Source organism: Oceanisphaera psychrotolerans, from assembly GCF_001870485.1.
Classification (GTDB): domain Bacteria; phylum Pseudomonadota; class Gammaproteobacteria; order Enterobacterales; family Aeromonadaceae; genus Oceanimonas; species Oceanimonas psychrotolerans.
In genome coordinates this window covers 25498-51493 of sequence record NZ_MDKE01000001.1, presented here as the reverse complement: position 1 = coordinate 51493, position 25996 = coordinate 25498, and the positions used below count along the sequence as shown (strand labels likewise).

Genomic DNA, 25996 nt, shown 5'->3' with positions numbered 1-25996 from the left:
TATGCTTTCAACCTGTTGAGCAATATCAGATATTCTCGAACTGCCCCATGGTGTTGTCTTTACCACCGGCCTTCAGCGCCGCTTCCCCGGCGAAGAACTCCTTGTGATCATCGCCGATATTGGAACCGGCCATGTCCTGATGCTTGACGGTGGCAATACCCTGGCGGATTTCCTTGCGCTGAACCCCGGCCACATAGGCCAGCATGCCCTCCTCGCCGAAGTAGCCCTTGGCCAGGTTGTCGGTAGACAGGGCCGCGGTGTGGTAGGTCGGCAACGTGATCAGGTGGTGGAAGATACCGGCTTCACGGGCGGCGTCGCGCTGGAAGTTGGCGGTCCACTGATCGGCCAGCCTGGCCAGCTCGGTGGTGTCGTAGTCGGCACTCATCAGCCGGTTGCGGTCATAACCGGATACGTCCTTGCCCTCTGAAGCCCACGCATCGAATACCTGCTGACGGAAGTTCAGGGTCCAGTTGAAGGACGGGCTGTTGTTGTACACCAGCTTGGCATTGGGCACCACTTCGCGAATGCGGTTGACCATGCCGGCGATCTGACCCACATGGGGCTTCTCGGTTTCAATCCACAACATATCGGCGCCGTTTTGCAGGCTGGCGATGCAGTCCATCACTACCCGATCTTCACCGGTGCCTTCCTTGAAACAGAACAGACCGGACGCCAGGCGCTTGGGCTTGACCAGCTTGCCGTTCTGCTTGATGACCACGTCGCCGTTGTTGATGTCGTCGGCACTTTCGATCACGTCGCCGTCGATGAAACTGTTGTACTGGTCACCCAGATCACCCGGCTCATTGGTAACTGCAATCTGCTTGGTCAGGCCAGCGCCGAGGGAGTCGGTACGGGCCACGATGACACCATCGTCCACCCCCAGCTCGAGAAAGGCCAGACGTACCGCATTGATCTTGGCGAGGAAGTCGGCGTGAGGCACGGTCACTTTACCGTCCTGGTGGCCGCACTGCTTCTCGTCGGACACCTGGTTTTCGATCTGGATACAGCAGGCGCCGGCTTCAATCATCTGTTTGGCCAGCAGGTAGGTCGCCTCGGCATTGCCGAAACCGGCGTCGATATCGGCGATAATCGGCACGATATGGGTTTCATGGTTGTCAATCTGGGCTTCGATGTCCTTGACCTTGGCGCTGTCGCCCACCTGCTGGGCTTCCTCGAGGGCACGGAACAGATGGTTCAGCTCCCAGGAGTCGGCCTGTCGCAGGAAGGTATACAGCTCTTCAATCAGGCCGGAAACCGCGGTTTTCTCATGCATGGACTGATCCGGCAGCGGGCCGAACTCGGAGCGCAGGGCCGCCACCATCCAGCCGGACAGATACAGGTAACGACGCTTGGTGCTGCCAAAATGCTTCTTGATGGAGATCAGCTTCTGCTGACCGATAAAGCCGTGCCAGCAGCCGAGCGACTGGGTGTACTGTGAGCTGTCCTTGTCGTAGTTGGCCATGTCTTCGCGCATGATTTTCGCGGTGAACTTTGCAATATCCAGTCCGGTCTTGAACTTGTTCTGGGCACGCATACGGGCGGCATGCTCCGGCTTAATGGCGCTCCAGGTCGGATTTTGCTTGATCAAAGAGGTGAGTGCATCAACTTCGCTTGCGTATGGCATGGTCTCGGTCCTGTTCTGTCGGTTGAGGCTCTCGTGTCTGAGCCTTTTCACTTCCCTGTCACACCAGCGAACCGGATAACAGCAACCCATGTTGCCGGTGTTGAGCAGTGGCTTTTATCGTTTTGCTCCGCAATCAGACTTTTCTATTTATTGATGCAGGACTTGCATTGACTCGCTGCCCCGTATTTCGTTTCCGTTTGTTCTGCGTTGCGGTACGGCTATTAACTTGCTCAAAAAAAAACATAAGATCAAGTTCTAATTTCACAAAAACACAACATAAGTCACACAAGTAAAAAGACTTAAAACTAAAGTATTAAAGCCATAACCCTCTACAACGCTGGATCAACAAGGTCTTCACCATTGGACCAATACACCTTGATTCGTAACTTAGTTACGTAAATTAAATTCACTAAAAACAAATAGTCTTGATATAACTAAAAGGTTTTTAAATTCATTTCTTCCCGGATCAAATGTTAACAGGGCGGTACTGCACCGAGCTGTCGGCGGTCATCCCCACTTTATTTTGCAACTGCAAAAAAATCAGAGCCCATCACAACTCGGATACCAGGCGATGCCGGTTTGTCGTTGTTTTATCATTTTCCCCATGCCGTTATTTGTCGGAACAACAGGCGGTGCTCCTCTTCATCGGGGGCTGATCAGAGGGTGGATCGTGACGAGGCCGGACAGAAAAAAATAGATAGTTTTTAACTATCAAAACAATAGAAACCAATCATTTCACTAATCAAACCGGCCCAACTACTATGGACCTCGTTCGCAAGACACACCCAATCATGAAATCAAGGAGCCAACATGTCTGTTGCTATCAACACCGAAATCAAACCCTTCACCGCCCAGGCTTATCATCAGGGTAAGTTCGTCGAAGTCACCGAGGCCGACCTGAAAGGCAAGTGGTCAGTGGTGTTCTTCTACCCGGCCGACTTTACCTTTGTCTGTCCCACCGAGCTGGGCGATCTGGCCGACCATTACGCCGAGCTGCAGCACATGGGCGTGGAAGTGTTCTCGGTATCCACCGACACCCATTTCACCCACAAGGCCTGGCACGACAGCTCCGACACCATCGGCAAGATCCAGTACTACATGGTGGGCGACCAGACCGGCACCATCACCAACAACTTCGGCGTGATGCGGGAAGGACAGGGCCTGGCCGATCGGGCCACCTTCATCATCGACCCTCAGGGCGTGATCCAGGCCATCGAAGTGACCGCCGAAGGTATCGGTCGCAACGCTTCCGACCTGGTGCGCAAGATCAAGGCAGCCCAGTACGTGGCCGCTCATCCGGGTGAAGTCTGCCCTGCCAAATGGCAGGAAGGCGAAGCGACACTGGCCCCCTCACTGGACCTGGTCGGCAAAATCTAAGACCCGACATCCAAACCCCGGTCCGCTGCGATGCTGTGTCATCCGGTTGGCGGGCCGGGTTTTTTATACCCAAAATTCAGCACAGGACACGATCATGTTAGATATCAATCTGAAAAAACAACTGGACACCTATCTGCAGAATATCGTTTCGCCGGTAGCAGTCAGCGTGTCCGGTGATAACAGCCCCAAATCCAGAGAACTGCTGGAACTGGCCACCGAAATCAGTGCGCTTTCCGGCAAGGTAGAACTCGAGGAAGCCCCAGCCAGCCGCACTCCCAGCATGAGCATCGGCCCCGTCGGGCAGACGCCACGGGTCAGCTTCGCCGGCATCCCCATGGGCCACGAATTTACCTCTCTGGTACTGGCTTTGTTGCAGGCCGGCGGTCATCCGTCCAAGGCCGCCCCCGAATTGCAGGAACAGATCCGCAACCTCGAAGGCCAGTACCATTTTGAAACCTATATTTCCCTGTCCTGCCAGAACTGCCCGGACGTGGTACAGGCGCTGAACCTGATGGCGACCCTTAACCCGAACATCAGCCATGTGATGATCGATGGCGCCCTGTTCCAGGACGAGGTCAACGAGCGTCAGGTGATGGCCGTGCCTTCCGTATACCTCAATGGTGAGCATTTCGGACAGGGCCGCATGAGCCTGGAAGAGATCGTCGGCAAGCTCGACACCGGCGCCGCCGAGCGCAAGGCCGCTGCTCTCAACGAAAAGGCCCCCTACGATGTACTGGTAGTAGGCGGTGGTCCCGCCGGCGCCGCCGCCGCCATCTACGCGGCCCGCAAGGGCATTCGTACCGGCCTGGTTGCCGAGCGCTTCGGTGGTCAGGTGATGGACACCGTCGGTATCGAGAACTTCATTTCGGTACCCTATACCGAAGGCCCCAAGCTGGCCGCCAGCCTGGAACAGCATGTAAAAGAATACGGGGTCGACATCATTACCGATCAGCGTGCCGCCGGTATCGGCAAAGGTGAGCTGCTGGAGGTCCCGTTAGCTAGTGGCGCCACCCTGAAAAGCCGGTCCGTGATCCTGGCCACCGGTGCCCGCTGGCGCGAGCTGAACGTACCGGGCGAAGCCGAATACCGCACCAGGGGCGTGGCCTACTGCCCGCACTGCGATGGTCCCTTCTTCAAGGGCAAGAGAGTCGCGGTCGTCGGTGGCGGTAACTCCGGTATCGAGGCCGCCATCGATCTGGCCGGCATCGTCGAGCATGTGACCGTACTGGAATTCGCCGATACCCTGCGCGCCGACGAGGTACTGCAACGCAAGGCGCGTGCAATGGGCAACATCGAGATCATCACCAACGCCCAGACCACCGAGGTGGTCGGCGACGGCAGCAAGGTGACCGGCATGAAGTACACCGACCGGGTCAGTGGTGACAGCAGACTGCTGGAGCTGGCCGGCATCTTCGTACAGATAGGCCTGGTGCCCAACACCGAGTTCCTCAAGGGCTCGGAAGTGGAGCTGACCCGCTTCGGCGAGGTGATGATCGACACCAGAGGCGCCACCTCGATGAACGGGGTCTTTGCCGCCGGCGACGCCACCACTGTGCCCTACAAGCAGATCATCATCTCGATGGGTGCCGGCGCCACCGCCGCCCTGAGTGCCTTCGATCACCTGATCCGAAGTTAAAACCGAGGGAATAGGGAGTGGAGAATAGGGATTCCCCATTCCCTGCTCCCTATTCCCCGCCTTTTAGTTGCGCTTTAAGGTTGGGCGGGGTGCCCTTGATGGTGAGGGTATCGGTGGCGGCGTCATACTGAATCCGCTCGCCCAGCAGCTTCTGATCGAAGCTGATGGTCAGGCCGCCACCGGAACCAACGTATTTGGTCAGTCCCTTGAGGGCGGATCTGTCCACCGGAAACTTGTCTTCCAGCTGGTATTCCTCGCTGACAAACTGATAGAAGTCCAGATCGTCATCGGTACCCAGCTCCGCCGACAGCTCGCGCAGTTCCAGCTCCTCACCTTCTTTCAGTTGCTCGCGGCAATACTTGCTGACCAGCGCCTTGCTCTCCAGCTTCTCTTCCTGACTGAGCTGACGGGATTCACAGAATTCGTCCACCGCCTTCAGCAGGCCCTGGCTCTGGGCCTTGGGATCCATGCCTTCGACACAGGACAGAAAATTCAGGAAGAAGTCCGACACCTTGCGTCCGGCCCGGCCCTTGATGAACGAGAAATAACGGTGGGAGTCGGGGCGGCTCTGCAGCTCGGTCAGATCCAGGCGGGCAGCCAGCTGCATCTTGCCCAGATCCAGGTAGCTGGCATGGCTGACTTCCAGCTTTTCGGTGACCGTGACGCTGTCCTTGTTGTCCAGCAGGGCGATCAGCAGATAATGCGCCCCCAGCCATTGATAGCGTACAAACAGCAACACGCCCTGCTCGCTCATGTCCAGCCGGTTCAGCTCGGCCAGCAACCGTTCGGCCGCCTGATGGGTAAAGGCGGCAAAGGTCAGGCTTTGATCCTCCACTCGCCGCACCAGATCTCGAAAGCCGCTGTCGTCTTCATTGAAATAACCGAACACCTTGCCGGCCTTGGTGTTGTAGATATGGTGCAGCTCGCCCATCAATTGGTTGACCGCCGGCCCCGTGGCCAGCTCCTGCTCTCTGGTGGCCAGTTGGGTCTGTCCTTGCTCATCCAGAAACAGGGAATGTACGATGATGTGTTCGATGTCCAGGCTCATAACAGATTGCCGTAGAGTTGCCAGAAGGGGTGGGGTATTATAGTCATCCTGTTATCAAGTTACATGATTGAACGCCCATGCCTGTTATCTCCAAGTACGAAAAACAATTTGATCAACTACTGAGCGAGCTGGAAGCCGTGATGGACAAACATCTGGCACCGGCCGATCTGCGGTTGATGGTGCTGGGTAACCTGGCCACCCATATCATCAATCATCAAATCGCTCCGGGACAACGTAAAGCCATTGCCGACAAGTTTGCCAAGGTGCTGACGTCTTCCGTCGATACCCAAAAAGGGGCTCACTGAGCACCCTTTACCGACAAAAATCGTTGATCATGCTGAATTATGCTCGAAACCGGTAACCTCTATCGCGACAATGTCTCTCGCCTGATTGGCTGGGGACACTGGCTGGTATTTTTTAATATCCTGCTCGCGCTGCTGGTCTCGAGCCGTTACCTGATGATCGCGGGCTGGCCCGACACCCCTCTGGGTATCGGCTATATGCTGGTGAGCTGGGTCGGGCATTTCGCCTTTTTGGCCTTCTTTACCTATCTGCTGACCCTGTTCCCGCTGACCTTTCTGTTTGCCAGAATACGGGCGGTGCAGTTCATCGGCGCCGCCATCGCCACCGGTGCCCTCACCCTGCTGCTGGTGGACACTCAGGTCTTCAGCCTGTTCAAGTTTCACCTCAATCCCACCGTCTGGCGCTTGCTGCTGGAACAGGCCCAGGCCGAAGAGGCCTCTGGCTGGGGCTGGTTGTTCGTATGGGTACCGGTGCTGTTTCTGTTTGAACTGTGGCTGGCCGGCTGGCTCTGGCGCTGGAGCCAGCGTCGTCGACGCTCCCTGACACTGCCACTGGCGCTGCCGCTGCTGGTGAGCTTTTTTCTGACCCACAGCGTCCATATCTGGGCCGACGCGCTGGTGTATACCCCCATCACCGATCAGAAGGCCAACTTTCCGCTGTCTTACCCGATGACCGCCAAAAGCTTCCTGATCAAGCAGGGCTGGCTGGACGAGGATCAGTATCGCCAGCTGTCACAGCAGGTGGCGGAACAGCCCGGGCGTCGGCTGAATTATCCGCTGCGCCCGCTGTCGGTGCAGGCGCCGGACAAGGCACCCAATATTCTGCTGGTGGTCGCGGACGGTTTGCGCGCCGATCAGCTCGATGCCATCACCATGCCCAACCTGAACCGCTTTGCCAGCCGACACCTGCGCTTCGATAATCATCTCAGTGCCGGCAATCGCCCACACACCTCCTTGTTCAGCCTGTTTTACAGCCTGCCGGCCCATTATCATCGCGACGCCGAACAGGAAGGCATGGCGCCGGTACTGCTCGACGAACTGCAACGCCAGGATTATCGCTTCGGCCTCTTTGCCAGCGGCGGGCTCGACAAGCCTCTGTATCAGGACGCCATTTTTTCCACTCTGCGCAATCAGCCTTTCGAGGCTGCGGCCGGGGGTGCCACCGGTGATCGGCAGGCGGTGGCCGACTTCGGCGTCTGGCTGGAACAACAGGATGAACAGCGCCCCTGGTTTTCTTTCGTCTATCTGGACGCGCTGAATGAGCTGGATCTGCCCGCCGATACCGAAGGTCCGTTCCAGCCATCGCTGAAGCAACTGAACCCGGTCCGGGCCTATCAAAACGAGCAACGAGACGCCCTGTTCAATCGCTACCGTAATGCGGTGTTCTATACCGACCGCCTGCTCGGCCAGTTGCTGGCCCGGGTCAAACAGGCGACCGGTGACAATACTCTGGTGATTGTCACCTCCGGTCACGGCATGGAATTCAACGATAATGACAATAACACCTGGGGTTTCGGCACCGCCTACTCGCCTTACCAGTTACGAGTCCCGCTGATCATCGACTGGCCCGGCCAGCGCCAGCCCGCGCTCTTCAATCATCCAACCAGCCAGCTGGATCTGGTCCCCACCCTGATGCGACAGGTGCTGGGCGTACAGAGCCCGCTGCGCAGTTTCAGTACCGGCCAGTCGCTGTTCAAGGCAGACGCCAGCCGCTGGCGACTGGCGTCTGATGAGGAGGAATATGTTATCTATCAACAGGATGACATTACCCTGTTCAATCGTCGCGGTGATTTCCAGCTGCTGCGGGCGCAGGACTATCAGCCCAAGCCGGACGCAGCCCGGAGCTGTCATTGTTACTGCTGGTCATGAACGAACTGAATCGATTTCAGGGCGAGTGATTAAGGCCGGGACTGGGGATTAGGGATTAGGGATTAGGGATTAGGGATTAGAGACTCGAATCCCTAATCCCGTTTTTTACTGTTCGTCGAGCAAACGTCGGGCCTGCCAGTAGCGACTACGCCAGTAGACGTTGTCGAGCCGGGAGATGGTCACTCCCACGCTGGATGACGCATGGGCGAACTTGCCGTCTCCCACATAAACACCATTATGCTGGGTGCGACCGGTGCGAAAAAACACCAGATCACCCGGCTGCAGTTCCTTTTTGGGGATCTCCCGCCCCAGCGTCACCTGCTCGTAAGTACTTCTGGGCAACTCCATCCCGTATACTTCCTGATACAGGGTGCGGGTAAAGGCCGAGCAATCGATGCCCTCGGTATCGGCGCCGCCAAAGCGATAGGGAACGCCCCGCCAGCGCTGATAAACCTGATGCAGACTCCGGACTGAACCCGGTGCATATCTGGGTTTCATCGGGCCGGTGCTGATACTGTAAGTCAGGGAAGAAGACGGTTTTTTTCCAGCCATCTTTTTTCCTGACTCGGGGTGTTGACTGCTGCTGCAACCGGCAAGCAGCAGCAAACCACCAAGAAGAATTACCTTTTTCATATGAATAATGGCAACCAGCTATCAATCTGAAAGATACTAGTGCAGATCCCGGGGGTTTGGCAAAAATAATATGAGTAAAAACAAGGATATTTTCACCGGCTTGCTGATTTGTGATTGTTCCGGCGTCAGTTTGCCCGAAAATGCTCGAAAAACGCTCTCTCAGCCAGAACTGGCGCGGCTCGACGGCATCCGTCACCCACGCCAGGCGATGTTGTTTTTACTGGGCCGTTATCTGCTGCGCCACCTGCTGGCAGAGCGGCTGGGGCTGGCGCCGGACCGCATCCCCATCCATATCGACGCCCGGGGTAAACCCCGACTGGAACAGGCTGGCTGGCATTTCAATATCAGCCACAGCGGCGATCTGCTGGCGCTGGCGTTCGGCAACCGGGGCAGCCTGGGTCTCGATATCGAAGGCCGGCAGTTATCGCCCCCCCAGATAACCCGCCTGGCCCGTCGTTACCTGAGCGAGCCAGAACAACAATGGTTAAGCCGGGGCACGCGTCCGGAAGCCGACTTCTTGCGGCTGTGGACCGTCAAGGAGGCGGTGCTCAAGGCCGATGGCGGCGGCATCGCCAATAATCTGCAACGGGTGCACTGGCAACCGGACGATAGCTGCGCCACGCTGGACCAACATCCTTACCGGCTTTATCAATATCCGCTGGCACACAGCTGGCTGACCCTCGCCATCGATAGCCAGAGCGAGGCTGGCGAGGCTCTCCCGGGCGCCGAGCCGACACACCTTCGGCTGCCGGATTTACCGCTCGAACTTGAAATTACCGGGCAGCAACCCAACTTACCCATAGTTCCCCCATTTATAACGCCTGAGTGAGGCCCTGTTTATGATCGTTGATATCAATGTGCAGAATTTCCAGCAAGCGCTAATCGAAGCATCCATGAGCAAGACGGTGGTGATTTACTTTCACGCCCAGCAGGTGCCCGAATGTCAGGCCATGACGCCCTTGCTGGAGCGACTTATCGGAGCCGACAACAGCCACATCGATCTGGCCAAGGTCAACGTGGAAGACCCTCAGCTGCAGAGCCTGGCTGTGCAGCTGGGCCTGCAGGGGCTGCCGGCCATGGTCGCCTTCAAGGATGGCCAGCCGGTAGACGTACTGGAAGGTCCGCAGGATGAAAAGGGTATCAAGCAGTTTCTACAGTCCTACCAGCCCAACGAAGCCGAGCTGCTGCTGGATCAGGCCAAGCAGATGCTGGGCATGGATCCCCAGGCCGCCTACGGTCTGCTGCAGCAGGCCCGGGCGCTGGAAGACAGCGCGACCATCCGCCTCTGTCTGGCAGAAGCCGCCCTCGCCCTCAACAAACTGGAAGAAACCAAACAACTGCTGGCCACCATCGGCATGGCCGATCAGGACAGCCAGTATCAGCATATTCTGGCCCGACTGGAGCTGGCAGAAGAAGCCGCCGACAGCCCCGAGCTGCGTGAGCTGGAACAGAAGCTCGCCGCCGAGCCGGAGTCACTGCAGTTGAAAGAAGAGCTAGCGGTATTGTATTTTCAGGCTGGCCGGCAGGAAGAAGCCCTGCAACTGCTGACCGAGGTACTGCAACAAGATCTGGCCTTTGGCGAAGCCAGAAAGCACTTCCTGGACATGCTCACCACCATGGGTGCCGATCCGGTCGCCTCTCGCTACCGCCGCAAGCTGTACAGCATGCTGTACTAAGTTCCGGGATTCGGGGACTGGCTGAAGCAAGGCTCCTTTGTAGCCGCCGCTTTAGCTGGCGGGACCTGCGCAGCAGGTCTTCTCGACTTCAGCATTAAAAGGCCCGCTTCGCGGGCCCTGCCAACTAAAGTGGCAGCTACAACTCAGAATTCAGCTGCTTTCTGCTCCCGCGATCTTACCAGCTGGAGCCAATCACCAGCAGCACCAGCAGCGGACATACGATACGTACATACCAGGGCCAGATACGCCAGAAGGTGCTGGCCGCCAGTTCGGGCGAGCCCTGCACCAGCTCTTCAAACAGCCTGGCCCGCCCCCACATCCAGCCCCCCAGCACACAGAAGCCCAGGCCGACCAGCGGCTGTATATTCTGGGTCGACAGCCGGATCACCAAGCCAAACAGGGTGCCGAAATTCAGGCAGATGATCACGCTGAACAGCGCCAGGCCCCCGCCCAGCAGCCAGGTTACCAGCGGACGCGGGGCCTTGAAGCGCTCGGTGGTGTAAGACACCGGCACTTCCAGCATGGAAATGGACGAGGTCAGCGCCGCTATGCCCATCAGCACGAAGAACACCAGCGCCATCACCAGCCCTATCGGCCCCATGGTATCGAACAGTGCCGGCAACACCACAAACACCAGGGTGTCGGAGCTGAGCAGGCTGCCGTCTTCGGCGAAGATGGTCACGCCGTTGTGCATGGCGACGAACATCGCCGGCAGTATCACCAGACCCGCCAGAAAGGCGACCCCGGTATCGATCAGCGTGACCTGAAAGGCGGTACGGGGAATGTTCTCTTTATTGTTCAGGTAGGAGCCGTACATCAGCATGGAACAGCCACCGATGGTCAGCGAGAAAAAGGCCTGCCCCATGGCGCTGATAAGAAGATCCGGTTCCAGTACCTTGCCGAAATCCGGCACCAGATAGTGTTTCAGCCCGACCATGGCGCCGTCCTGAGTCAGGATATAAAAGAACAGCAGCAAAAACAGCACAAACAACGCCGGCATCAGTCGCGCCGACCAGCGTTCGATGCCCCGGCGCACTCCGGCCTGCACCACCAGAATAGTGAGCAGATAAAAGGCCAGCGTCCAGACGATATTGCGCTCCAGCCCGAATGCCTGCAGCCAGGTGGTGGCGCTATCCCAGCCCAGGATGCGGGTCACCGCCGCCGCCAGAAAGGCCAGCAGCCAGCCGGCGACGATGGCGTAAAACGACAGCACCAGGCTCGGCACCAGCATGCCCGCATAGCCCACCAGCGAGGCCATCGCCTTTTGCAGCGGGGTACGACCCAGCTTGCGCACCGAGTCCACCGGGTTGGCCTGGCCATGGCGGCCGATGGCCACTTCCATCACCAGCATCGGAAAGCCCAGCACCATCACCAGTACCAGATAGGTAATAAGAAAAGCGCCGCCGCCGTTGCTGGCCGCCTGGGTCGGAAAACCCCAGATATTGCCCAGCCCCACCGCCGCCCCGGCGGCGGCCATGATAAACCCGAAGCGCGAGCCAAAATGTTCTCTCACTATATTGTCCTTATTTCTTGTGCACTAAATATGCTTTTTCATTAAATATCCGAGCTGGACAGCGCGTCATCCTGCCGGGGCCAGGCGTTCAGCACCGCTTTCACCAGCGTGGCCAGGGGAATGGCGAAAAACACCCCCCAGAAGCCCCAGAGGCCGCCGAACACCAGCACCGCCACGATGATGGCGATGGGATGCAGGTTGACCGCTTCCGAAAACAGAATAGGCACCAGCACGTTGCCATCCAGCGCCTGAATGATGCCGTAGGCGACTATCAGGTAGAAGAAGGGGGGCGTAAATCCCCACTGGAACAGGCCCACCATGGCCACCGGCACCGTGGCCGCCGCCGCGCCGATATAGGGGATCAGTACCGAGAAGCCGACCAGTACCGCCAGCAACAGCGGATAACGCAAATCCAGCAACACGAAGGTCAGGTAGCTGACACTGCCCACGATCAGGATTTCTATCACCTTGCCGCGCACATAGTTGGCGATCTGCACGTTCATTTCATGCCACACCCGCGATACCAGCTCCCGGTTGCGCGGCAGAAAGTGGCTGGCGCTGTGCATCAGGGCACGCTTGTCTTTCAGCATGAAGAACACCAGCACCGACACCAGGATCAGGTACACCATCAGGACGGCGGCATTGGTCAGCGAGCTCAGTGACACACTGAGAATGGCGTCTGCCGACCCCAGCAGACGAGCACGTAGATCGTCCAGTACGCTTTGCACCAGGGTCACATCCACCAGTTCGGGATATTGCTCCGGCAGGGTCAGCAGCAGCTCCTGGGAGCGGCTGATCATGGTCGGTATTTCACGGGCCAGGTTGGCGGTCTGCGACAAGAAGGTCGGCACTATGCTGATCAGTGACAGCACCACCACGATGGCGAACAGCAGTTGCACCACGGAAGCGGCCAGCCAGCGGGTCAGCCCCAGCCGTTCCATCCGGCTGACCGGCCAGTCCAGCAGGTAGGCCATGACCACGGCGGCGAAAAAAGGCGCCAGAATATGGCCCAGAAAATACACCACCACAAAGCCAAACAGCAGGCTCAGGAACAACGCAACGGCACCGGGATCGGAAAACCGCTGTCGATACCAGTGTTTGAGAACATCCAGCATGCAATAACTTCCTTATGGTGCCTTGGTGATCATCAATGTCAGCATTTCGCCATCGTCAGCCACCACCTCAATGGCGTGGCCCATGCGCGAAACATAAGCAGGAATATCCTGACGTGAGCCCGCATCTCTCAGTAACAGTCGTAACTGTTGCCCGGCCTCGGCCGCCTTCAGCCAGAGTTTGACCCGGATCAGCGGCAAGGGACAGCGCCAGGCGCTCGCATCCAGTATCTCCACCTCACCTCCGGCAAAAGAAAGGCATTATCCCTTTGTTGTGGCTACCAAACAATGCTTGTTCCCCCTTATTGGGGCGAGTATTCTGCTGGCAGTGCACCATCAAGAAGGTTAATCAGAATGGGTTTTCATGTCACCAGGCTGGCGCTGGTATTATCGCTGCTGACGATCACCTCGCCGCAGGCCGCCAACAACCTGCCCGACATCGGTACCGCCGGAGTCAGCGCCATGTCGGTGGAGCGGGAAGTTCAGTTTGGCCAGGCTTTTACCCGTTTTGCCCGGGCCAACCAGCCGGTGATCGACGATCCTGTGCTCAACGAATACGTCACCGATCTTGGGCTCAGGCTGTTGTCCCAGGCCGATTCGGTACGATTCCCGTTCCGGTTCCTGTTGATCCGTGACGACGACATCAACGCCAGTGCCTTCCTCGGCGGTGTAATACAACTTCATTCGGGACTGTTTCTCAAAGCCGCCAGCGAAAGCGAGCTGGCCTCGGTGGTGGCCCACGAAATTACCCACGTTACCCAGCGCCATATCGCCCGCTATCTGGAATCCCAGTCCCGCAGCACTCCGCTTACCATAGCGGGGCTGGTGGGCTCGGTGGCGCTGGCGGTGGTCAACCCCCAGGCCGGCATGGCGGCCCTGCAGACCACCCTGGGCCTGAAGATGCAGTCGGCTATCAACTATACCCGGGATAACGAGTTTGAAGCGGATCGCATAGGCCTGCGCCTGCTGCACAACGCCGGCTTCGATCCCAATGCCATGGCCGGCTTTTTTCAGAAACTGGCCGAACAATACCAGTTCGCCAGCACACCGCCCCCCATGTTGCTGACCCACCCGCTCCCCAGCAGCCGCATCGCCGAGGCGCGCAGCCGTGCCCAGGAGTACCCGGCCAAAGTCTACCCGCCCAGCCTGAATTTTCAACTGGCCAAGGCCAGAGTCATGGTGCGGTTTCAGCAATCCAGCGCCACTGAGCTGCACCGTTTCTTCGAACAGGAGGCCGCTCGGGACGGCGACTGGCAAACCGATGCCGCCCGCTATGGCCAGGCGCTGGCCCTGCTGAACATCAATGAATACGATCAGGCCCGGCCCCTGCTGAACGATCTGGCCAGTCGCCACGGCAACAACATCTTCATTCTCGACGCCCAGACCGACCTGGATAATGCCGAAGGCCGCTTTGATGCCGCCATCGCCCGGTTACAGGCAGCTCAAAAGCGGTTGCCCGACAACCCGGTCGTGATGATCAACCTGGCCGACAGCCTGCTGCAGGCGGGCCGTCATCAGCAGGCGGCCACCCTGCTCGACAACTACCTGCGCCGCTATCCCGACAACCTGCTGGCCTGGGAGCTGATCGCCCAGTCCTATCGACCCCTGAGCGACGAGTCCTCCTTCCGCCAGGCCCAGGCCGAGGTGGCCGCCCTGAAAGGGCGTTACGATATGGCGGTGGATCAGATGGAAATTGCCGCCAACCTGTCCAGGGACGCCATGCAACGCGCCCGCCTCGGGGCCCGACTGGAGCAACTACGCCAGCAGCAGAAAGAATGGGATGCGTTGAGAAACTAATCCCCCCAATAGATATCCTGCCAGCGGGCCAGATCTTCCGCTTTCAGCTCGCCCTGGTGACGGTCGACCAGCTTGCCCCGGGGATCGAGCACCAGGGTGGTCGGCAGCATCCGCGGGGTTTCGAACGGCCAGGGGCCTTCCAGACTGGCGGCCACCGGCATCGTCATCCGGTAATCCGTCTTCAGGCGCTCCAGCTCCGCAGCGGGCAAGGCATCGAAGCTGACCGCCAGCACCACGGGCCCTTCGGCGTTGTGCTGTTCGTTCAGCTCATTCAACTCATTCAACTCATTCAACAACGGCATCTCCCGCAGGCAGGGGGCGCACCATTCGGCAAAGTAGTTCACCACCAGCCACCGGCCCCGGTAATCACTCAACTCGCGACGTTCCCCATCCGATAACGTCAGGGTTGCCGGATCGCCGCATCCTGCCAGCAGTGTCGTCGCCAAACACCATGCCGCCAAAAACAAGGCCTTAAGCCTGCCCATATGCTGTACCCTCCACACCAGCTTTTATACAATCACCCGGACTATCACTCGCACATGCCGATCACATCGTCACAGGAGTTCAGAATGAGCCTACGAATCTATCATAACCCCCGCTGTTCCAAGAGCCGGGAAACCCTCGCCCTGCTGGAAGAAAAAGGACTGCAGCCCGAGATTATCAAATATCTCGACACCCCGCCCGACGCGGATCAGGTCAAGACCCTGCTGGCACAGCTGGGCATGAGTTCGGCCCGGCAGCTGATGCGTACCAAGGAGCAGGAATACAAGGAACTGGGACTGGGCGAAGTACAGGATGAAGAGGCTCTGATCGCCGCCATGGTGGCGCACCCCAGGCTGATCGAACGCCCCATCGTGGTCAACAACAACCAAGCTGCCCTGGGTCGCCCGCCCGAGCAGGTGCTGGATATTCTGTGATGACCACTCGACTGGCTCGCCTGCTGGCACTGACCGGCTACTTTGGCCTCATGCTCTGGGTGGTACTCTGGCACACCCTGATCTCTCCGCATCCCGATCTCGGCATCGGCTTCATGCTGGCCCTCTGGCTGCCCTGGCTGCTGATCCCCGTCAAGGGTATGGTTCAGGGTAACCCCTATACCCACGCCTGGGCCGTTTATCTGCTGATGCCGTATTTTCTGCACTCCGCCACCCTGCTGTGGGTGGACGAAGGCGAACGCTGGCTGGCGGTGGTCGAGCTGCTGCTGGCCAGTACCATGTTCGTGGGCAACACCTACTACGCCAAGCTGCGTGGCCGCGAGCTGGGCTTGAGTATTCGCAGGAAGAAAGACGCCGAGTAAAGAAAAAGGGACCGGGGTTATCCCCCGGCCCCGTTCCCATTCAGGTATTTACACCGTTCTGGGCTTGAGGTGACGGAACCAGCGGTTCTCCAGCCGGCGGAAACCCCAGACCAGCAGGAAGGTCAGGCACATGTACACCAGGCCCGCCGCCAGAAAGGCCTCGAAGGGCGAGTAGTAACGCGAGTTGACGATACGCGCCGCCCCGGTCAGATCCACGATGGTGATAACCCCGGCTACCGCCGAGCCGTGCAGCATGAAGATCACCTCGTTGCTGTAGGCCGGCAGGGCCCGGCGAAACGAGTTGGGCAGAATGATCCGCCGCAGCGTCGTCATCTTGCTCATGCCATAGGCGTAAGCCGCTTCAATCTGTCCCTTGGGCATGGCGTTGATGGAGCCACGGATGATCTCCGCGGTATAGGCGCCGGTATTGAGGGTAAAGGCCAGAATGGCGCAGAACCAGGCCTGGCTGAACAGCTCCCAGGCCGCCGACTCCCGCAACCAGGTCCACTGCCCGGCCCCGTAGTAGATCAGAAACAGCTGCACCAACAGCGGAGTGCCACGGAAAAAATAGACATAAGCCCAGGCCGGTCCCTTGATCAGCCAGTTATCGCTGTTGCGAAAAATGCCGACAGGGACGGCAATGGCCAGTCCGAGCAACAGCGAAATGACCACCAGAAACAGGGTGGTATAAAGTCCCTGCCAGTAGACCGTCCATTCATTAACGACTATTGAAAAATCCATTTATTACCTCGTCTGAATGGCGTAATGACGTTCTGCCCATTTGAGCATGGAGGTAGACAGGGTGGTGAACAACAGGAAGATCACCGCCACCGCCATGTAAAAGGTAAAGGGCAACTGGGTGGCACCCGCCGCCAGCGACGCCTTGCGCACCATGTCATCCAGCCCGATGATGGACACCAGCGCCGTGGTCTTGAGCAGCACCAGCCAGTTGTTGCCCAGCCCCGGCAGGGCATGGCGCATCATCTGCGGGAACAGGATACGGCGAAACACCAGCAACGAGTTCATGCCATAGGCCCGGGCCGCTTCCAGCTCGCCCTTGTCCACCGACAGAATGGCACCGCGGAAGGTTTCGGTCATGTAGGCGCCGAAGATGAAACCGATGGTGATGATGCCCGCCATGAAAGGGCTGATTTCCACATAATCGGGCACATAACTGATCCACTCGTGGGCGGGGTCGCCGCCGCCTATCCAGGCATTGAGCGTTTCGTTGAGTGAATAGAGTGAATTGTTGAGCAGCACCTGACCGCCGAAGAAAATCAGCATCATCAGCACCAGATCGGGAATGCCCCGGATCACGGTGGTGTAGCCGGTGGCCAGCCAGCGGGCAGGTTTGAATGATGAGAGTTTGGCCAATGCCCCCAGCAGACCCAGGGTCACCGCCAGCAGCAATGACAACAAGGCAACCTGTATGGTCACCCCCGCCCCTTCCATCAGGGCACTTTCGTATCCTTTCAGATCCAGCATAACGACTTCCTATCATATCGGCCCCAATACGGGGCCGATAAACGCTGATTAACCGCCGTAAACGTCGTATTCGAAGTACTTGTCGTTCACTTCCTGATACTTGCCGTTTTCGCGCACATCCTGAATGGCCTTGTTCAGCATGTTTTTCAGCTGCTGATCCTGCTTGCGAACCGCAATACCGAAGCCTTCGCCAAACCACTGCTCATCGGTCACCGAAGGGCCAACGAACTCGAACTGATCACCACCGTCCTTGTTCAGCAGACCTTCCTCGATGGCGGTTGCATCCAGGAAGACGTAATCGATACGGCCGGACTTCAGATCCAGATAGGCTTCATCGGCGTTACCGTAGCGCACCAGCGAAACATCCCTGCCGAAATTGTCGGTCAGATACTTGTCGTGAGTGGTGGCTATCTGTACCCCAACCCGCTTGCCTTCAAGACCTTCCTTGCTCAGCTCGAACGCGGCGCCTTTTTTGGCCACGAACTTGTTGGGCACCAGTGCATATTTACCGGTGAAATCCACGGTGCGCTTGCGCTCTTCGGTGATCGACATGGCGGCGATAATGGCGTCGTATTTACGCGCCAGCAGCGCAGGAATAATGCCATCCCAGTCTTGGGCCACCAGCTCGCACTTCACCTGCATCTGTTCGCACAGGGCATTGGCCATGTCCACGTCAAAGCCCTGCAGCTCGCCGTTTTCATCGGTCCAGGAAAATGGAGGATAAGCACCCTCAATACCAAAACGTACGGTTTTCCATTCCTTTGCCTGAACCGCGCCTGCCGCCAGGCTGGCCATGATGGCCCCCGCAACCAACAGTTTTTTCATAAGTCTTACTCCTTGTGAAACGTCTTGTATATCAGTTAATTATTGCTTACTGCTCTCAATAAACCGACGAAATGAATTGCTTGAACCGTTCCGAGCTGGGGTTGGCAAAGACCTGTTTCGGATCGCCCTGCTCTTCCACCACGCCCTGATGCAGGAACATGACCTTGTTGGACACATCCCGGGCAAAACTCATTTCATGGGTCACGACCAGCATGGTCCGGCCTTCCTCTGCCAGACCCCGCATCACGCCCAGCACTTCACCGACCAGTTCCGGATCCAGTGCCGAAGTGGGTTCGTCAAACAACATCACCTCGGGATCGACTGCCAACGCCCGGGCGATGGCCGCCCGCTGCTGCTGACCACCGGACAGATGGCCCGGATAATATTCCCGCCGCTCATAGAGCCCGACTTTCTGCAGCAACGCCTCGGCCTTTTCAATGGCCTCTTTTTTCGGCGCCTTGAGTACATGCACCGGCACCTCGATGATGTTCTCTAATATAGTCATATGAGACCAAAGATTGAAACTCTGGAACACCATGGCCAGACGGGAGCGGATACGCTCTACCTGACGCATGCTGACCGGCTCACGTTCGCCTGACTTGCTGGTGCGCATTTCAATCAGTTCGCCGTGCACCCGCACCTCACCCGCCGAGGGGGTTTCCAGCAGGTTGATACAGCGTAAAAAAGTGGACTTGCCGGAGCCGGAAGAACCGATGATGGAAATAACGTCGCCCTTGACGGCGCTTAAATCGATACCTTTCAGTACTTCCAGCGAGCCATAATGTTTGTGCAGGCCCGACACTTCCAGGGCGGCTTTACTCATCCGTTAGACCCTTGTTCCCGATGCCGACAAGGCGGCATGTATGCATCCATGGTTAACAGCTTGTTAACCGCTGCAAGAAAACTACCATCAGTTTGCGTCAATAACAACATAATCCCCTTATCATTACCGCATTAGTCGGTTTTTTATACACGATAACCTACCATTAACAGTATAATGTTATGCAAAAATATCGAATAAATTATCAACCTTCCGTTTTTACACCACGCCTTCTCTCCCCCCATTGACGCCGATCCAGTTCGATATGCCGGCTCCTCTTTGAAAAAAATACCGCACAAACTTTCGGCTTTTTTTTCCATTTCAGCTCACGTATGCTGTCGCCAATGGAATATGGCGGTTAAAAAACCAGCTTAATCAATAAATTGGAAGATAACTCTATGTACTCCGGCTTACTCATCGTGTTGTTGCCCCTGGCGCTCGGCTATTGCATTCCCTGCCGTTCCCAGTCGATCCTGCATTTCATCAATGTATCGGTGGCACGCATGGTCTACCTGATCCTGTTTCTGATGGGCATCAGCCTGGCCTTTGTCGATAATCTGGCCGCCCATCTGGGCACCATTTTCACCGTCTGTCTGGTCTTTCTCACCTGCATTACCCTTGCCAACCTGGCCGGGCTGTGGCTGCTGGACGTGCGACGCGGCCGTATCGTTGGCGAACGAGGTGCGCCGGTCATCAGCAAATGGTCACTGTTGCTGGATTCCGTGAAACTCTGCCTGGTGATTCTGGCCGGGGTCATGCTGGGACAGTTTCTCGATCCCGAATGGTTCATGGTCGACACCCTCAGTGAATGGGCACTGATGCTGCTGCTGCTGCTGATCGGCATACAGCTGCGCAACTCCGGCATGAAACTGCGCCAGATCCTGCTCAACCCCTGGGGGCTGACCATCGCCCTGGTGGTGATGGTCAGCTCCTGGGGGGGCGGCCTGGCCGGCGCCTGGCTGCTGGACATGCCGCTGAGCCACGGCCTGGCCTTTTCATCCGGCTATGGCTGGTATTCCCTGTCCGGCATCCTGATCAGCGATCAGCTGGGCCCGGTACTGGGCAGCGCCGCCTTCCTCAACGACCTGGCCCGGGAGCTGGTCGCCATTCTCCTGATCCCGACCCTGATGCGCCGTCATCCCTCCTGCGCCATCGGCTACGGTGGCGCCACCGCCATGGACTTTACCCTGCCGGTCTTGCAGCGCTCCGGCGGCGTCGCCGTGGTGCCGGTCGCCATCGTCTCCGGCTTTATCCTCAGCCTCGCCGGCCCGGTGCTGATCCTGGGATTTTTATCGGTGAATACCTGACGCCGCCCCGCAACCTCACGGAAAACAAAGCAACACAACCCGGAAACAAATCGGAAACATTTCACCTCCCAGCCTCTTCAAAGGTGACCTGGGTCACCTTTCTCTGTCTGCCGCAGAGAGGAATTTCACTATAATGTGATAAACATCACACATAACAAAGCCAAGCACACAGCGAAAAACGTGACAGAAATCACATAAATTTTCATATTCTCCGCAAATCCGGCCAGAATTCGTAAAAATACAGCGCTTAAATGTGACAAACATCACATTTAATCTTGCGATAAAGCAGTCAAAGTGAGATGTAGATCTCGATAAACAGCTCCCTGGATCCGAATTTCCCCAAAAGTGTTACATTTCTTTCGAACTCAAGAACCGGGCGATCTTGTCGCCTGCCGAACATCGAACTGACACGCATCAGACGGGGTTGTTTATGTTATCCCAAAACAGCAAAATCAAAATTCAGAACTTTGGACGTTTCCTGTCCAACATGGTGATGCCCAATATCGGCGCTTTCATCGCCTGGGGCTTTATCACCGCCCTCTTTATTCCTACCGGCTGGCTGCCGAACGAAACCCTGGCCAACATGGTCGGCCCCATGATCACCTATCTGCTGCCGCTGCTGATCGGTTATACCGGTGGTAAGCTGGTGGGTGGCGATCGGGGTGCCGTGGTCGGTGCCATTACTACCATGGGTGTGATAGTGGGTACTGACATACCCATGTTTATGGGCGCCATGATCGTCGGCCCCGCCGGCGGCTGGGCCATCAAGCACTTCGACAAGGCGATTCACGGCAAGGTGAAAAGCGGCTTCGAGATGTTGGTCAACAACTTCTCCGCCGGCATCATCGGTATGATCTGTGCCATTATCGCCTATCTGTTGATCGGTCCTCTGGTCAAGCTGCTGTCAGTCGCCCTGGCGTCCGGTGTCGGCATGCTGGTGGATGCGGGTCTGTTGCCGCTGACGTCCATCTTCGTGGAAGTGGCCAAGATCCTGTTCCTGAACAACGCCATCAACCACGGTATCTTCACCCCGCTCGGTATCCAGCAGGCCAGTGAATTCGGTCAGTCCATCTTCTTCCTGATCGAAGCCAACCCGGGTCCGGGTATGGGTGTACTGCTGGCTTATACCCTGTTCGGTCGTGGTAATGCCAAACAGTCCGCCGCCGGTGCCTCCATCATCCACTTCTTCGGCGGTATTCACGAAATCTACTTCCCCTATGTGCTGATGAACCCTCGCCTGTTGCTGGCCGTCATCGCCGGTGGCATGACCGGGGTCTTTACCCTGACCATGTTCAACGCCGGTCTGCAGGCACCCGCCTCCCCCGGCTCCATCTTCGCGGTGATGCTGATGACTCCGAAGGGCGCCCACATGGGGGTTGCGCTGGCCATCCTGGCCTCAACCGCCGTCTCTTTCGTCATCGCTGCACTGCTGATGAAAACCCAGCGCCAGGAAGAAGGCAGCGAAGATGAGCTGGAAGCCGCCGCCGCCCGCATGCAGGCGATGAAAGCCGAAAGCAAGGGACAGTCCGCCGCACCAGCCATCACCAAGGATCCGGCTGCGGTACGCAAGATTATCGTTGCCTGCGATGCGGGTATGGGTTCCAGCGCCATGGCTGCCAGCATGCTGTCCAAGAAAGTGGCGGCGGCCGGACTCGGTATCTCGGTCAGCAACCTGGCGATCAACAACCTGGACGACAGCGTCGATATCGTGCTGACCCACAAGGATCTCACCGACCGTGCACGTCGTCACGCCCCCCAGGCCGAGCATATCTCGCTCAACAACTTCCTCGACGGCAGCCTGTACGACAATCTGGTCGCCCGGTTGAGTCAGGCAAACGCCCCGGCCGCCGCTGAACCGGCTCCGGCCGCAGCAGCCCCTGCCGCAACTCCAGCTCCCGCCGCAGCACCCGCCGCTGCCGAGACGGCAGAGCAGGACAGCAGCGCCCCCTTCAGGCTGAAGGCAGACAACATTCACCTGGGACTGAGCGCCGCAAGCAAGGAAGAAGCCATCCGCTTCGCCGGCGAACAGCTGGTGAAAGGGGGTTACGTGGAGCCGGACTACGTGGATGCCATGCTGGCCCGGGAAAAAATCACCTCCACCTATCTGGGTGAGTCCATCGCCGTGCCCCACGGCACCGTGGAAGCCAAGGATTCAGTGAAAAAGACCGGGGTCATCATCTGTCAGTACCCGCAGGGTGTGAAGTTCGGTGACGACGCCGATGACATCGCCAAGCTGGTGATCGCCATCGCCGCCCGCAACAATGAACACCTCGACGTCATTGCGGCCATTACCGGCGCCCTCGACGAGGATGACATCATTGCCCGCCTGGCATCCACCCAGAACGTGGACGAAGTACTGAAGGCACTCAACCCGGCTTGATTCTGGCTGATTTCCGGGTGAGCAAGTAGAAAGGAGCCTCAGCACCAACCGTGATATGCCAGCAATGGCATATCCGGCCTTTTTGCCACCCGGCACAACATTCCAGACTTGTAGTAACTCGAGGCCCAGTGCCTCTTTTCAACAGGTGAACCAATGACAACCGCTATCCATTTTGGCGCCGGCAATATCGGCCGGGGCTTCATCGGCAAACTGCTGGCCGATTCCGGCATCGAAGTCACCTTTGCCGATGTCAACCAGCAACTGATCAGCGAACTGCAAAACCGCCACAGCTATCCGGTGCACATCGTCGGCAGCGAAGTCCGTACCGACATCGTGACCGGCGTGGATGCCATCGACTCCACCCGTCCCGAGCTGCTCGAGCTGATTGCCGGCACCGATCTCATCACCACCGCCGTCGGTCCGACCGTGCTGACCCTGATCGCCAAAACCCTGGCCACCGGCCTGCAACAGCGTTTCGAGCAGGGCAACCAGCAACCGCTCAATATCATCGCCTGCGAAAATCAGGTGCGCGGAACCAGCTTCCTGAAAGCCGAAGTGCTCAAGCACCTGCCCGCGCAATATCAGACCGAACTGGAACGTCATGTGGGCTTTGTCGACTCGGCGGTAGACCGCATCGTGCCTCCCTCGACCGATACCTCGGATCCACTGGCGGTGACGGTAGAGACCTTCAGCGAATGGATCGTGGACCAGACCCAGTTCAAGGGTGAGCTCCCCGATATCGCCGGCATGGAGCCGACAGACAACCTGATGGCCTTTGTCGAGCGCAAGCTGTTTACCCTCAATACCGGCCATATCATTACCGCCTATCTCGGCGCCCTGGCTGGCTATCGCACCATCGGCGAGGCCATCGCAGACCCGGATATCCGTACCCAGGTCAAGGCGGCCATGCAGGAAAGCGGCGCCGTGCTGGTCAAGCGTTATGGTTTTGACCAGGAGCAACATCAGGCTTACATAGAGAAAATTCTCGGCCGCTTTGCCAACCCCCACCTGGTGGATGAAATCGACCGGGTCGGCCGCCAGCCCATTCGCAAGCTGGGTGCCAATGACCGGCTGATCAACCGCTGCTGGGTACCCTGGAATATGGCATCGGCAACGAAAATCTGTTAAAAGGCATCGCGGCGGCGTTTTTTTACCAAAACGACGCGGATCCGCAGGCGGCAGAACTGCAGCAGATGCTGGCGCAACAAGGACTGCGTGCGACCCTGGCCCACTATACCGGTCTCGATTCAGACAGTGCGGTTGCCGCTCGGATAGAAGAACTCTATCAGCAGTTGAAAAACCAGACTGCATAACAAGTCAGGGAGCCTGATACTGCTGCGGCAGGCCCGAAAGGTACGCCTGCCGCTCCGGCATTGCCGCCATTCATAACGGTCGGCGGCGCAGCCGCACGCTCATGGACGAGCTATCTGCATCCGGCATCTGAATCAAGGTGCCGTCATTAGTGTCATCAATGTTTAGCAGCAAGAGTCAACGTGCATGATAAGCCGTGATCAGGAAGCCAAGATCTTCGAACACCTGAACCAGGCCCCCAGTGCCAGGGGATTTGTCATCGCCATGGTGGACGTATTCGACAACATGCTGGACAACCTGATACAGAAGGTTTTCCGCAAGGACGATTACGCCGTCAAGTATGCCGTCGAACCCCTGCTCGGCAGCATGGGACCACTGGCCGATTTGAATGTTCGCCTCAAACTGGTCTATGGCCTGGGGGTCATCACCCAGCCCCTGTATCAGGATATCGAGCGGTTGATTGGGCTACGCGATTTTCTCAACCGTCAGGGCCATGAATACCGCATGATGGATCCGGAGATCACGGAGCCGCTCAAGGCACTGCATATGGTTGCCAACATGGAGGTGCAGCCCTTCGCCATGCCGGCCCCAGTGATGGATCTGGACCCCAGCCTCTATCAGATGCAGCAGGCCCGACAGGAGCAGATCATCCGTTCGGCCATGGTCCTGGCCGTGGTTGACGCCTGCAATGACATGATGCGCAGCCACCCCCTGCTTGCCGGCGGTTAACGCCAGAAATCCCTACCTTATATCCGATTGCCCCTTGCACCTTTGCGCTCAATCAGTATTGTGAGGTAGGCATTTTGTTTACTCACTTCCAAGGGAAGGACATTTGATTATGAAAAAAGTAGGTCTGGTCGGCTGGCGCGGTATGGTGGGCTCGGTATTGATGAGCCGCATGGTAGAAGAAGGGGATTTCACCCGTATCGACCCGGTGTTTTTCACCACTTCCCAGGCTGGCCAGCCTGCCCCCGACTTCGGCAAAGACGCCGGCACCCTGCAGAATGCCTATGACATCGACGCGCTCAAGGCGCTGGATGTGGTACTGACCTGTCAGGGCGGCGACTATACCAAGGAAGTCTATCCCAAACTGCGCGCCGCCGGCTGGAACGGCTACTGGATCGACGCCGCCTCCTCCCTGCGCATGGATGACGAAGCACTCATCGTGCTGGATCCGGTCAACGGCCAGCAGATTCAGCAGGCGCTGGACAATGGCACCAAGACCTTCGTTGGCGGCAACTGCACCGTCAGCCTGATGCTGATGGCGCTGGGCGGCCTGTTCGAAAAGGATCTGGTCGAGTGGGTCGCTGTGTCCACCTATCAGGCGGCCTCCGGTGGCGGCGCCCGTCACATGCGCGAGCTGATCACCCAGATGGGCATGCTGCGCGACGAAGTGGCCGAAGAGCTGGCCGATCCGGCTTCCGCCATTCTCGAGCTGGAACGCAAGGTCACCGAAAAAACCCGCAGCGGCGACCTGCCGGTGGACAACTTCGGTGTTCCTCTGGCCGGCAGCCTGATCCCCTGGATCGACTCCCAGCTGGAAAACGGCCAGAGCCGCGAAGAGTGGAAGGGTCAGGCCGAGACCAACAAGATCCTCGGCATCGAGCAGGCCATTCCGGTCGACGGTCTCTGCGTGCGCGTCGGTGCCCTGCGCTGCCACAGCCAGTCCTTTACCATCAAGCTGAAGCAGGACATCTCCATTCCCGAGATCGAGCAGTTGCTGGCCGGCCACAACGACTGGGTCAAGGTGATTCCCAACGATCGCCAGCGCTCGATGGAGGAGCTGACCCCGGCCGCCGTCACCGGCACTTTGAGTGTACCGGTCGGCCGTCTGCGCAAGCTGAACATGGGCCCGCAATACCTGTCTGCCTTTACCGTGGGTGACCAGCTGCTGTGGGGTGCCGCCGAGCCCCTGCGCCGCATGCTGCACCTGCTGCCGTAAGCGTCATACCGGTTTGGATATGCCAAAGCCCGCCACCCGGCG

General features: G+C 58.0%; 23 protein-coding genes and 2 pseudogenes. 14 read left to right on the top strand and 11 right to left on the bottom strand.

What is annotated here, in order from left to right:
* Positions 1–25: 25 nt before the first annotated feature.
* A complete protein-coding gene (locus BFR47_RS00240) occupies positions 26–1624 on the bottom strand; it encodes an isocitrate lyase (protein ID WP_071471210.1) in 1599 nt (532 codons plus the stop codon).
* 810 nt (positions 1625–2434) lie between these two features.
* On the opposite strand from BFR47_RS00240, the gene ahpC reads away from it, so the two are divergent.
* Positions 2435–3001 (top strand): alkyl hydroperoxide reductase subunit C, encoded by a 567-nt coding sequence (gene ahpC, locus BFR47_RS00235; protein WP_071471209.1) that lies wholly within the window; start codon positions 2435–2437, stop codon positions 2999–3001.
* A gap of 94 nt (positions 3002–3095) precedes the next feature.
* A complete protein-coding gene (ahpF, locus tag BFR47_RS00230; protein ID WP_071471208.1) occupies positions 3096–4637 on the top strand; it encodes an alkyl hydroperoxide reductase subunit F in 1542 nt (513 codons plus the stop codon).
* Positions 4638–4686: 49 nt separating this feature from the next.
* On the opposite strand, the gene yejK is transcribed toward ahpF, so the two are convergent.
* On the bottom strand, positions 4687–5685 hold the full coding sequence (gene yejK, locus BFR47_RS00225; protein ID WP_071471207.1) for a nucleoid-associated protein YejK: 999 nt from the start codon (positions 5683–5685) through the stop codon (positions 4687–4689).
* A gap of 77 nt (positions 5686–5762) precedes the next feature.
* On the opposite strand from yejK, the gene BFR47_RS00220 reads away from it, so the two are divergent.
* Together BFR47_RS00220 and BFR47_RS00215 are read left to right on the top strand one after the other, a co-directional pair.
* Complete coding sequence (locus tag BFR47_RS00220) at positions 5763–5990, top strand: YejL family protein (protein ID WP_071471206.1); 228 nt, start codon at positions 5763–5765, stop codon at positions 5988–5990.
* A gap of 39 nt (positions 5991–6029) precedes the next feature.
* Positions 6030–7885, top strand: a pseudogene (locus BFR47_RS00215) (DUF3413 domain-containing protein).
* A gap of 76 nt (positions 7886–7961) precedes the next feature.
* On the opposite strand, the gene BFR47_RS00210 reads toward BFR47_RS00215, so the two are convergent.
* Positions 7962–8354 (bottom strand): NlpC/P60 family protein, encoded by a 393-nt coding sequence (locus BFR47_RS00210; protein WP_245748723.1) that lies wholly within the window; start codon positions 8352–8354, stop codon positions 7962–7964.
* 205 nt (positions 8355–8559) lie between these two features.
* On the opposite strand from BFR47_RS00210, the gene BFR47_RS00205 reads away from it, so the two are divergent.
* Together BFR47_RS00205 and BFR47_RS00200 are read left to right on the top strand one after the other, a co-directional pair.
* Positions 8560–9318 (top strand): 4'-phosphopantetheinyl transferase family protein, encoded by a 759-nt coding sequence (locus BFR47_RS00205; protein ID WP_071471204.1) that lies wholly within the window; start codon positions 8560–8562, stop codon positions 9316–9318.
* A gap of 10 nt (positions 9319–9328) precedes the next feature.
* Positions 9329–10165 (top strand): tetratricopeptide repeat protein, encoded by an 837-nt coding sequence (locus BFR47_RS00200; RefSeq protein ID WP_071471203.1) that lies wholly within the window; start codon positions 9329–9331, stop codon positions 10163–10165.
* Positions 10166–10340: 175 nt separating this feature from the next.
* Here the strand turns inward: BFR47_RS00200 and BFR47_RS00195 are convergent, their stop codons facing one another.
* The 3 genes from BFR47_RS00195 to BFR47_RS00185 are packed head-to-tail and all read right to left on the bottom strand — an operon-like array spanning position 10341 to position 13027.
* On the bottom strand, positions 10341–11678 hold the full coding sequence (locus BFR47_RS00195) for a sodium-dependent transporter (RefSeq protein WP_083398937.1): 1338 nt from the start codon (positions 11676–11678) through the stop codon (positions 10341–10343).
* Positions 11679–11719: 41 nt separating this feature from the next.
* Positions 11720–12793 (bottom strand): AI-2E family transporter, encoded by a 1074-nt coding sequence (locus tag BFR47_RS00190; RefSeq protein WP_071471202.1) that lies wholly within the window; start codon positions 12791–12793, stop codon positions 11720–11722.
* A gap of 12 nt (positions 12794–12805) precedes the next feature.
* Positions 12806–13027 carry a sulfurtransferase TusA family protein gene (locus tag BFR47_RS00185; protein WP_071471201.1) on the bottom strand — a complete coding sequence of 74 codons (222 nt, stop codon included), beginning with the start codon at positions 13025–13027 and terminating at the stop codon, positions 12806–12808.
* Between the two features lie 117 nt (positions 13028–13144).
* Between BFR47_RS00185 and bepA the strand changes: the two genes are divergently transcribed.
* Positions 13145–14587 (top strand): beta-barrel assembly-enhancing protease, encoded by a 1443-nt coding sequence (bepA, locus tag BFR47_RS00180; protein WP_071471200.1) that lies wholly within the window; start codon positions 13145–13147, stop codon positions 14585–14587.
* Here the strand turns inward: bepA and BFR47_RS00175 are convergent.
* The gene (locus BFR47_RS00175) at positions 14584–15072 is read right to left on the bottom strand and encodes a TlpA family protein disulfide reductase (RefSeq protein ID WP_071471199.1); all 489 of its coding nucleotides are present in this window, start codon (positions 15070–15072) and stop codon (positions 14584–14586) included. The two genes, bepA and BFR47_RS00175, sit on opposite strands and share 4 nt — an antisense overlap.
* Before the next feature lie 84 nt (positions 15073–15156).
* Here BFR47_RS00175 and arsC point away from each other — a divergent pair, with 84 nt between their 5' ends.
* Both arsC and BFR47_RS00165 read left to right on the top strand, forming a co-directional pair.
* A complete protein-coding gene (gene arsC, locus BFR47_RS00170; RefSeq protein WP_071471198.1) occupies positions 15157–15504 on the top strand; it encodes an arsenate reductase (glutaredoxin) in 348 nt (115 codons plus the stop codon).
* Positions 15504–15884 carry a DUF2069 domain-containing protein gene (locus BFR47_RS00165; protein WP_071471197.1) on the top strand — a complete coding sequence of 127 codons (381 nt, stop codon included), beginning with the start codon at positions 15504–15506 and terminating at the stop codon, positions 15882–15884. The genes arsC and BFR47_RS00165 overlap by 1 nt, the downstream gene beginning before the upstream one ends.
* A 48-nt stretch (positions 15885–15932) precedes the next feature.
* Here the strand turns inward: BFR47_RS00165 and BFR47_RS00160 are convergent, their stop codons facing one another.
* From BFR47_RS00160 to BFR47_RS00145, 4 genes are read right to left on the bottom strand one after another with little or no spacing between them, the layout of a single operon-like run.
* Positions 15933–16625 carry an ABC transporter permease gene (locus BFR47_RS00160; protein ID WP_071471196.1) on the bottom strand — a complete coding sequence of 231 codons (693 nt, stop codon included), beginning with the start codon at positions 16623–16625 and terminating at the stop codon, positions 15933–15935.
* A gap of 3 nt (positions 16626–16628) precedes the next feature.
* Complete coding sequence (locus BFR47_RS00155; protein ID WP_071471195.1) at positions 16629–17369, bottom strand: ABC transporter permease; 741 nt, start codon at positions 17367–17369, stop codon at positions 16629–16631.
* 48 nt (positions 17370–17417) lie between these two features.
* Positions 17418–18194, bottom strand: coding sequence for an ABC transporter substrate-binding protein (locus BFR47_RS00150; RefSeq protein WP_071471194.1), 777 nt, complete (start codon positions 18192–18194; stop codon positions 17418–17420).
* Positions 18195–18249: 55 nt separating this feature from the next.
* Positions 18250–19017 carry an ABC transporter ATP-binding protein gene (locus BFR47_RS00145; RefSeq protein WP_071471193.1) on the bottom strand — a complete coding sequence of 256 codons (768 nt, stop codon included), beginning with the start codon at positions 19015–19017 and terminating at the stop codon, positions 18250–18252.
* Between the two features lie 395 nt (positions 19018–19412).
* Between BFR47_RS00145 and BFR47_RS00140 the strand changes: the two genes are divergently transcribed.
* The 5 genes and pseudogenes from BFR47_RS00140 (at position 19413) to asd (ending at position 25954) form a co-directional block, all read left to right on the top strand.
* Positions 19413–20321 carry a LysO family transporter gene (locus BFR47_RS00140; RefSeq protein WP_071471192.1) on the top strand — a complete coding sequence of 303 codons (909 nt, stop codon included), beginning with the start codon at positions 19413–19415 and terminating at the stop codon, positions 20319–20321.
* A gap of 430 nt (positions 20322–20751) precedes the next feature.
* Complete coding sequence (locus BFR47_RS00135) at positions 20752–22701, top strand: PTS mannitol transporter subunit IICBA (protein ID WP_071471191.1); 1950 nt, start codon at positions 20752–20754, stop codon at positions 22699–22701.
* Between the two features lie 153 nt (positions 22702–22854).
* A pseudogene (locus tag BFR47_RS00130) lies at positions 22855–24014 on the top strand (mannitol-1-phosphate 5-dehydrogenase).
* A gap of 184 nt (positions 24015–24198) precedes the next feature.
* The gene (locus BFR47_RS00125; RefSeq protein ID WP_071471190.1) at positions 24199–24741 is read left to right on the top strand and encodes an MltR family transcriptional regulator; all 543 of its coding nucleotides are present in this window, start codon (positions 24199–24201) and stop codon (positions 24739–24741) included.
* Between the two features lie 109 nt (positions 24742–24850).
* A complete protein-coding gene (gene asd, locus BFR47_RS00120) occupies positions 24851–25954 on the top strand; it encodes an aspartate-semialdehyde dehydrogenase (RefSeq protein WP_071471189.1) in 1104 nt (367 codons plus the stop codon).
* The last annotated feature ends 42 nt before the right edge of the window (positions 25955–25996 follow it).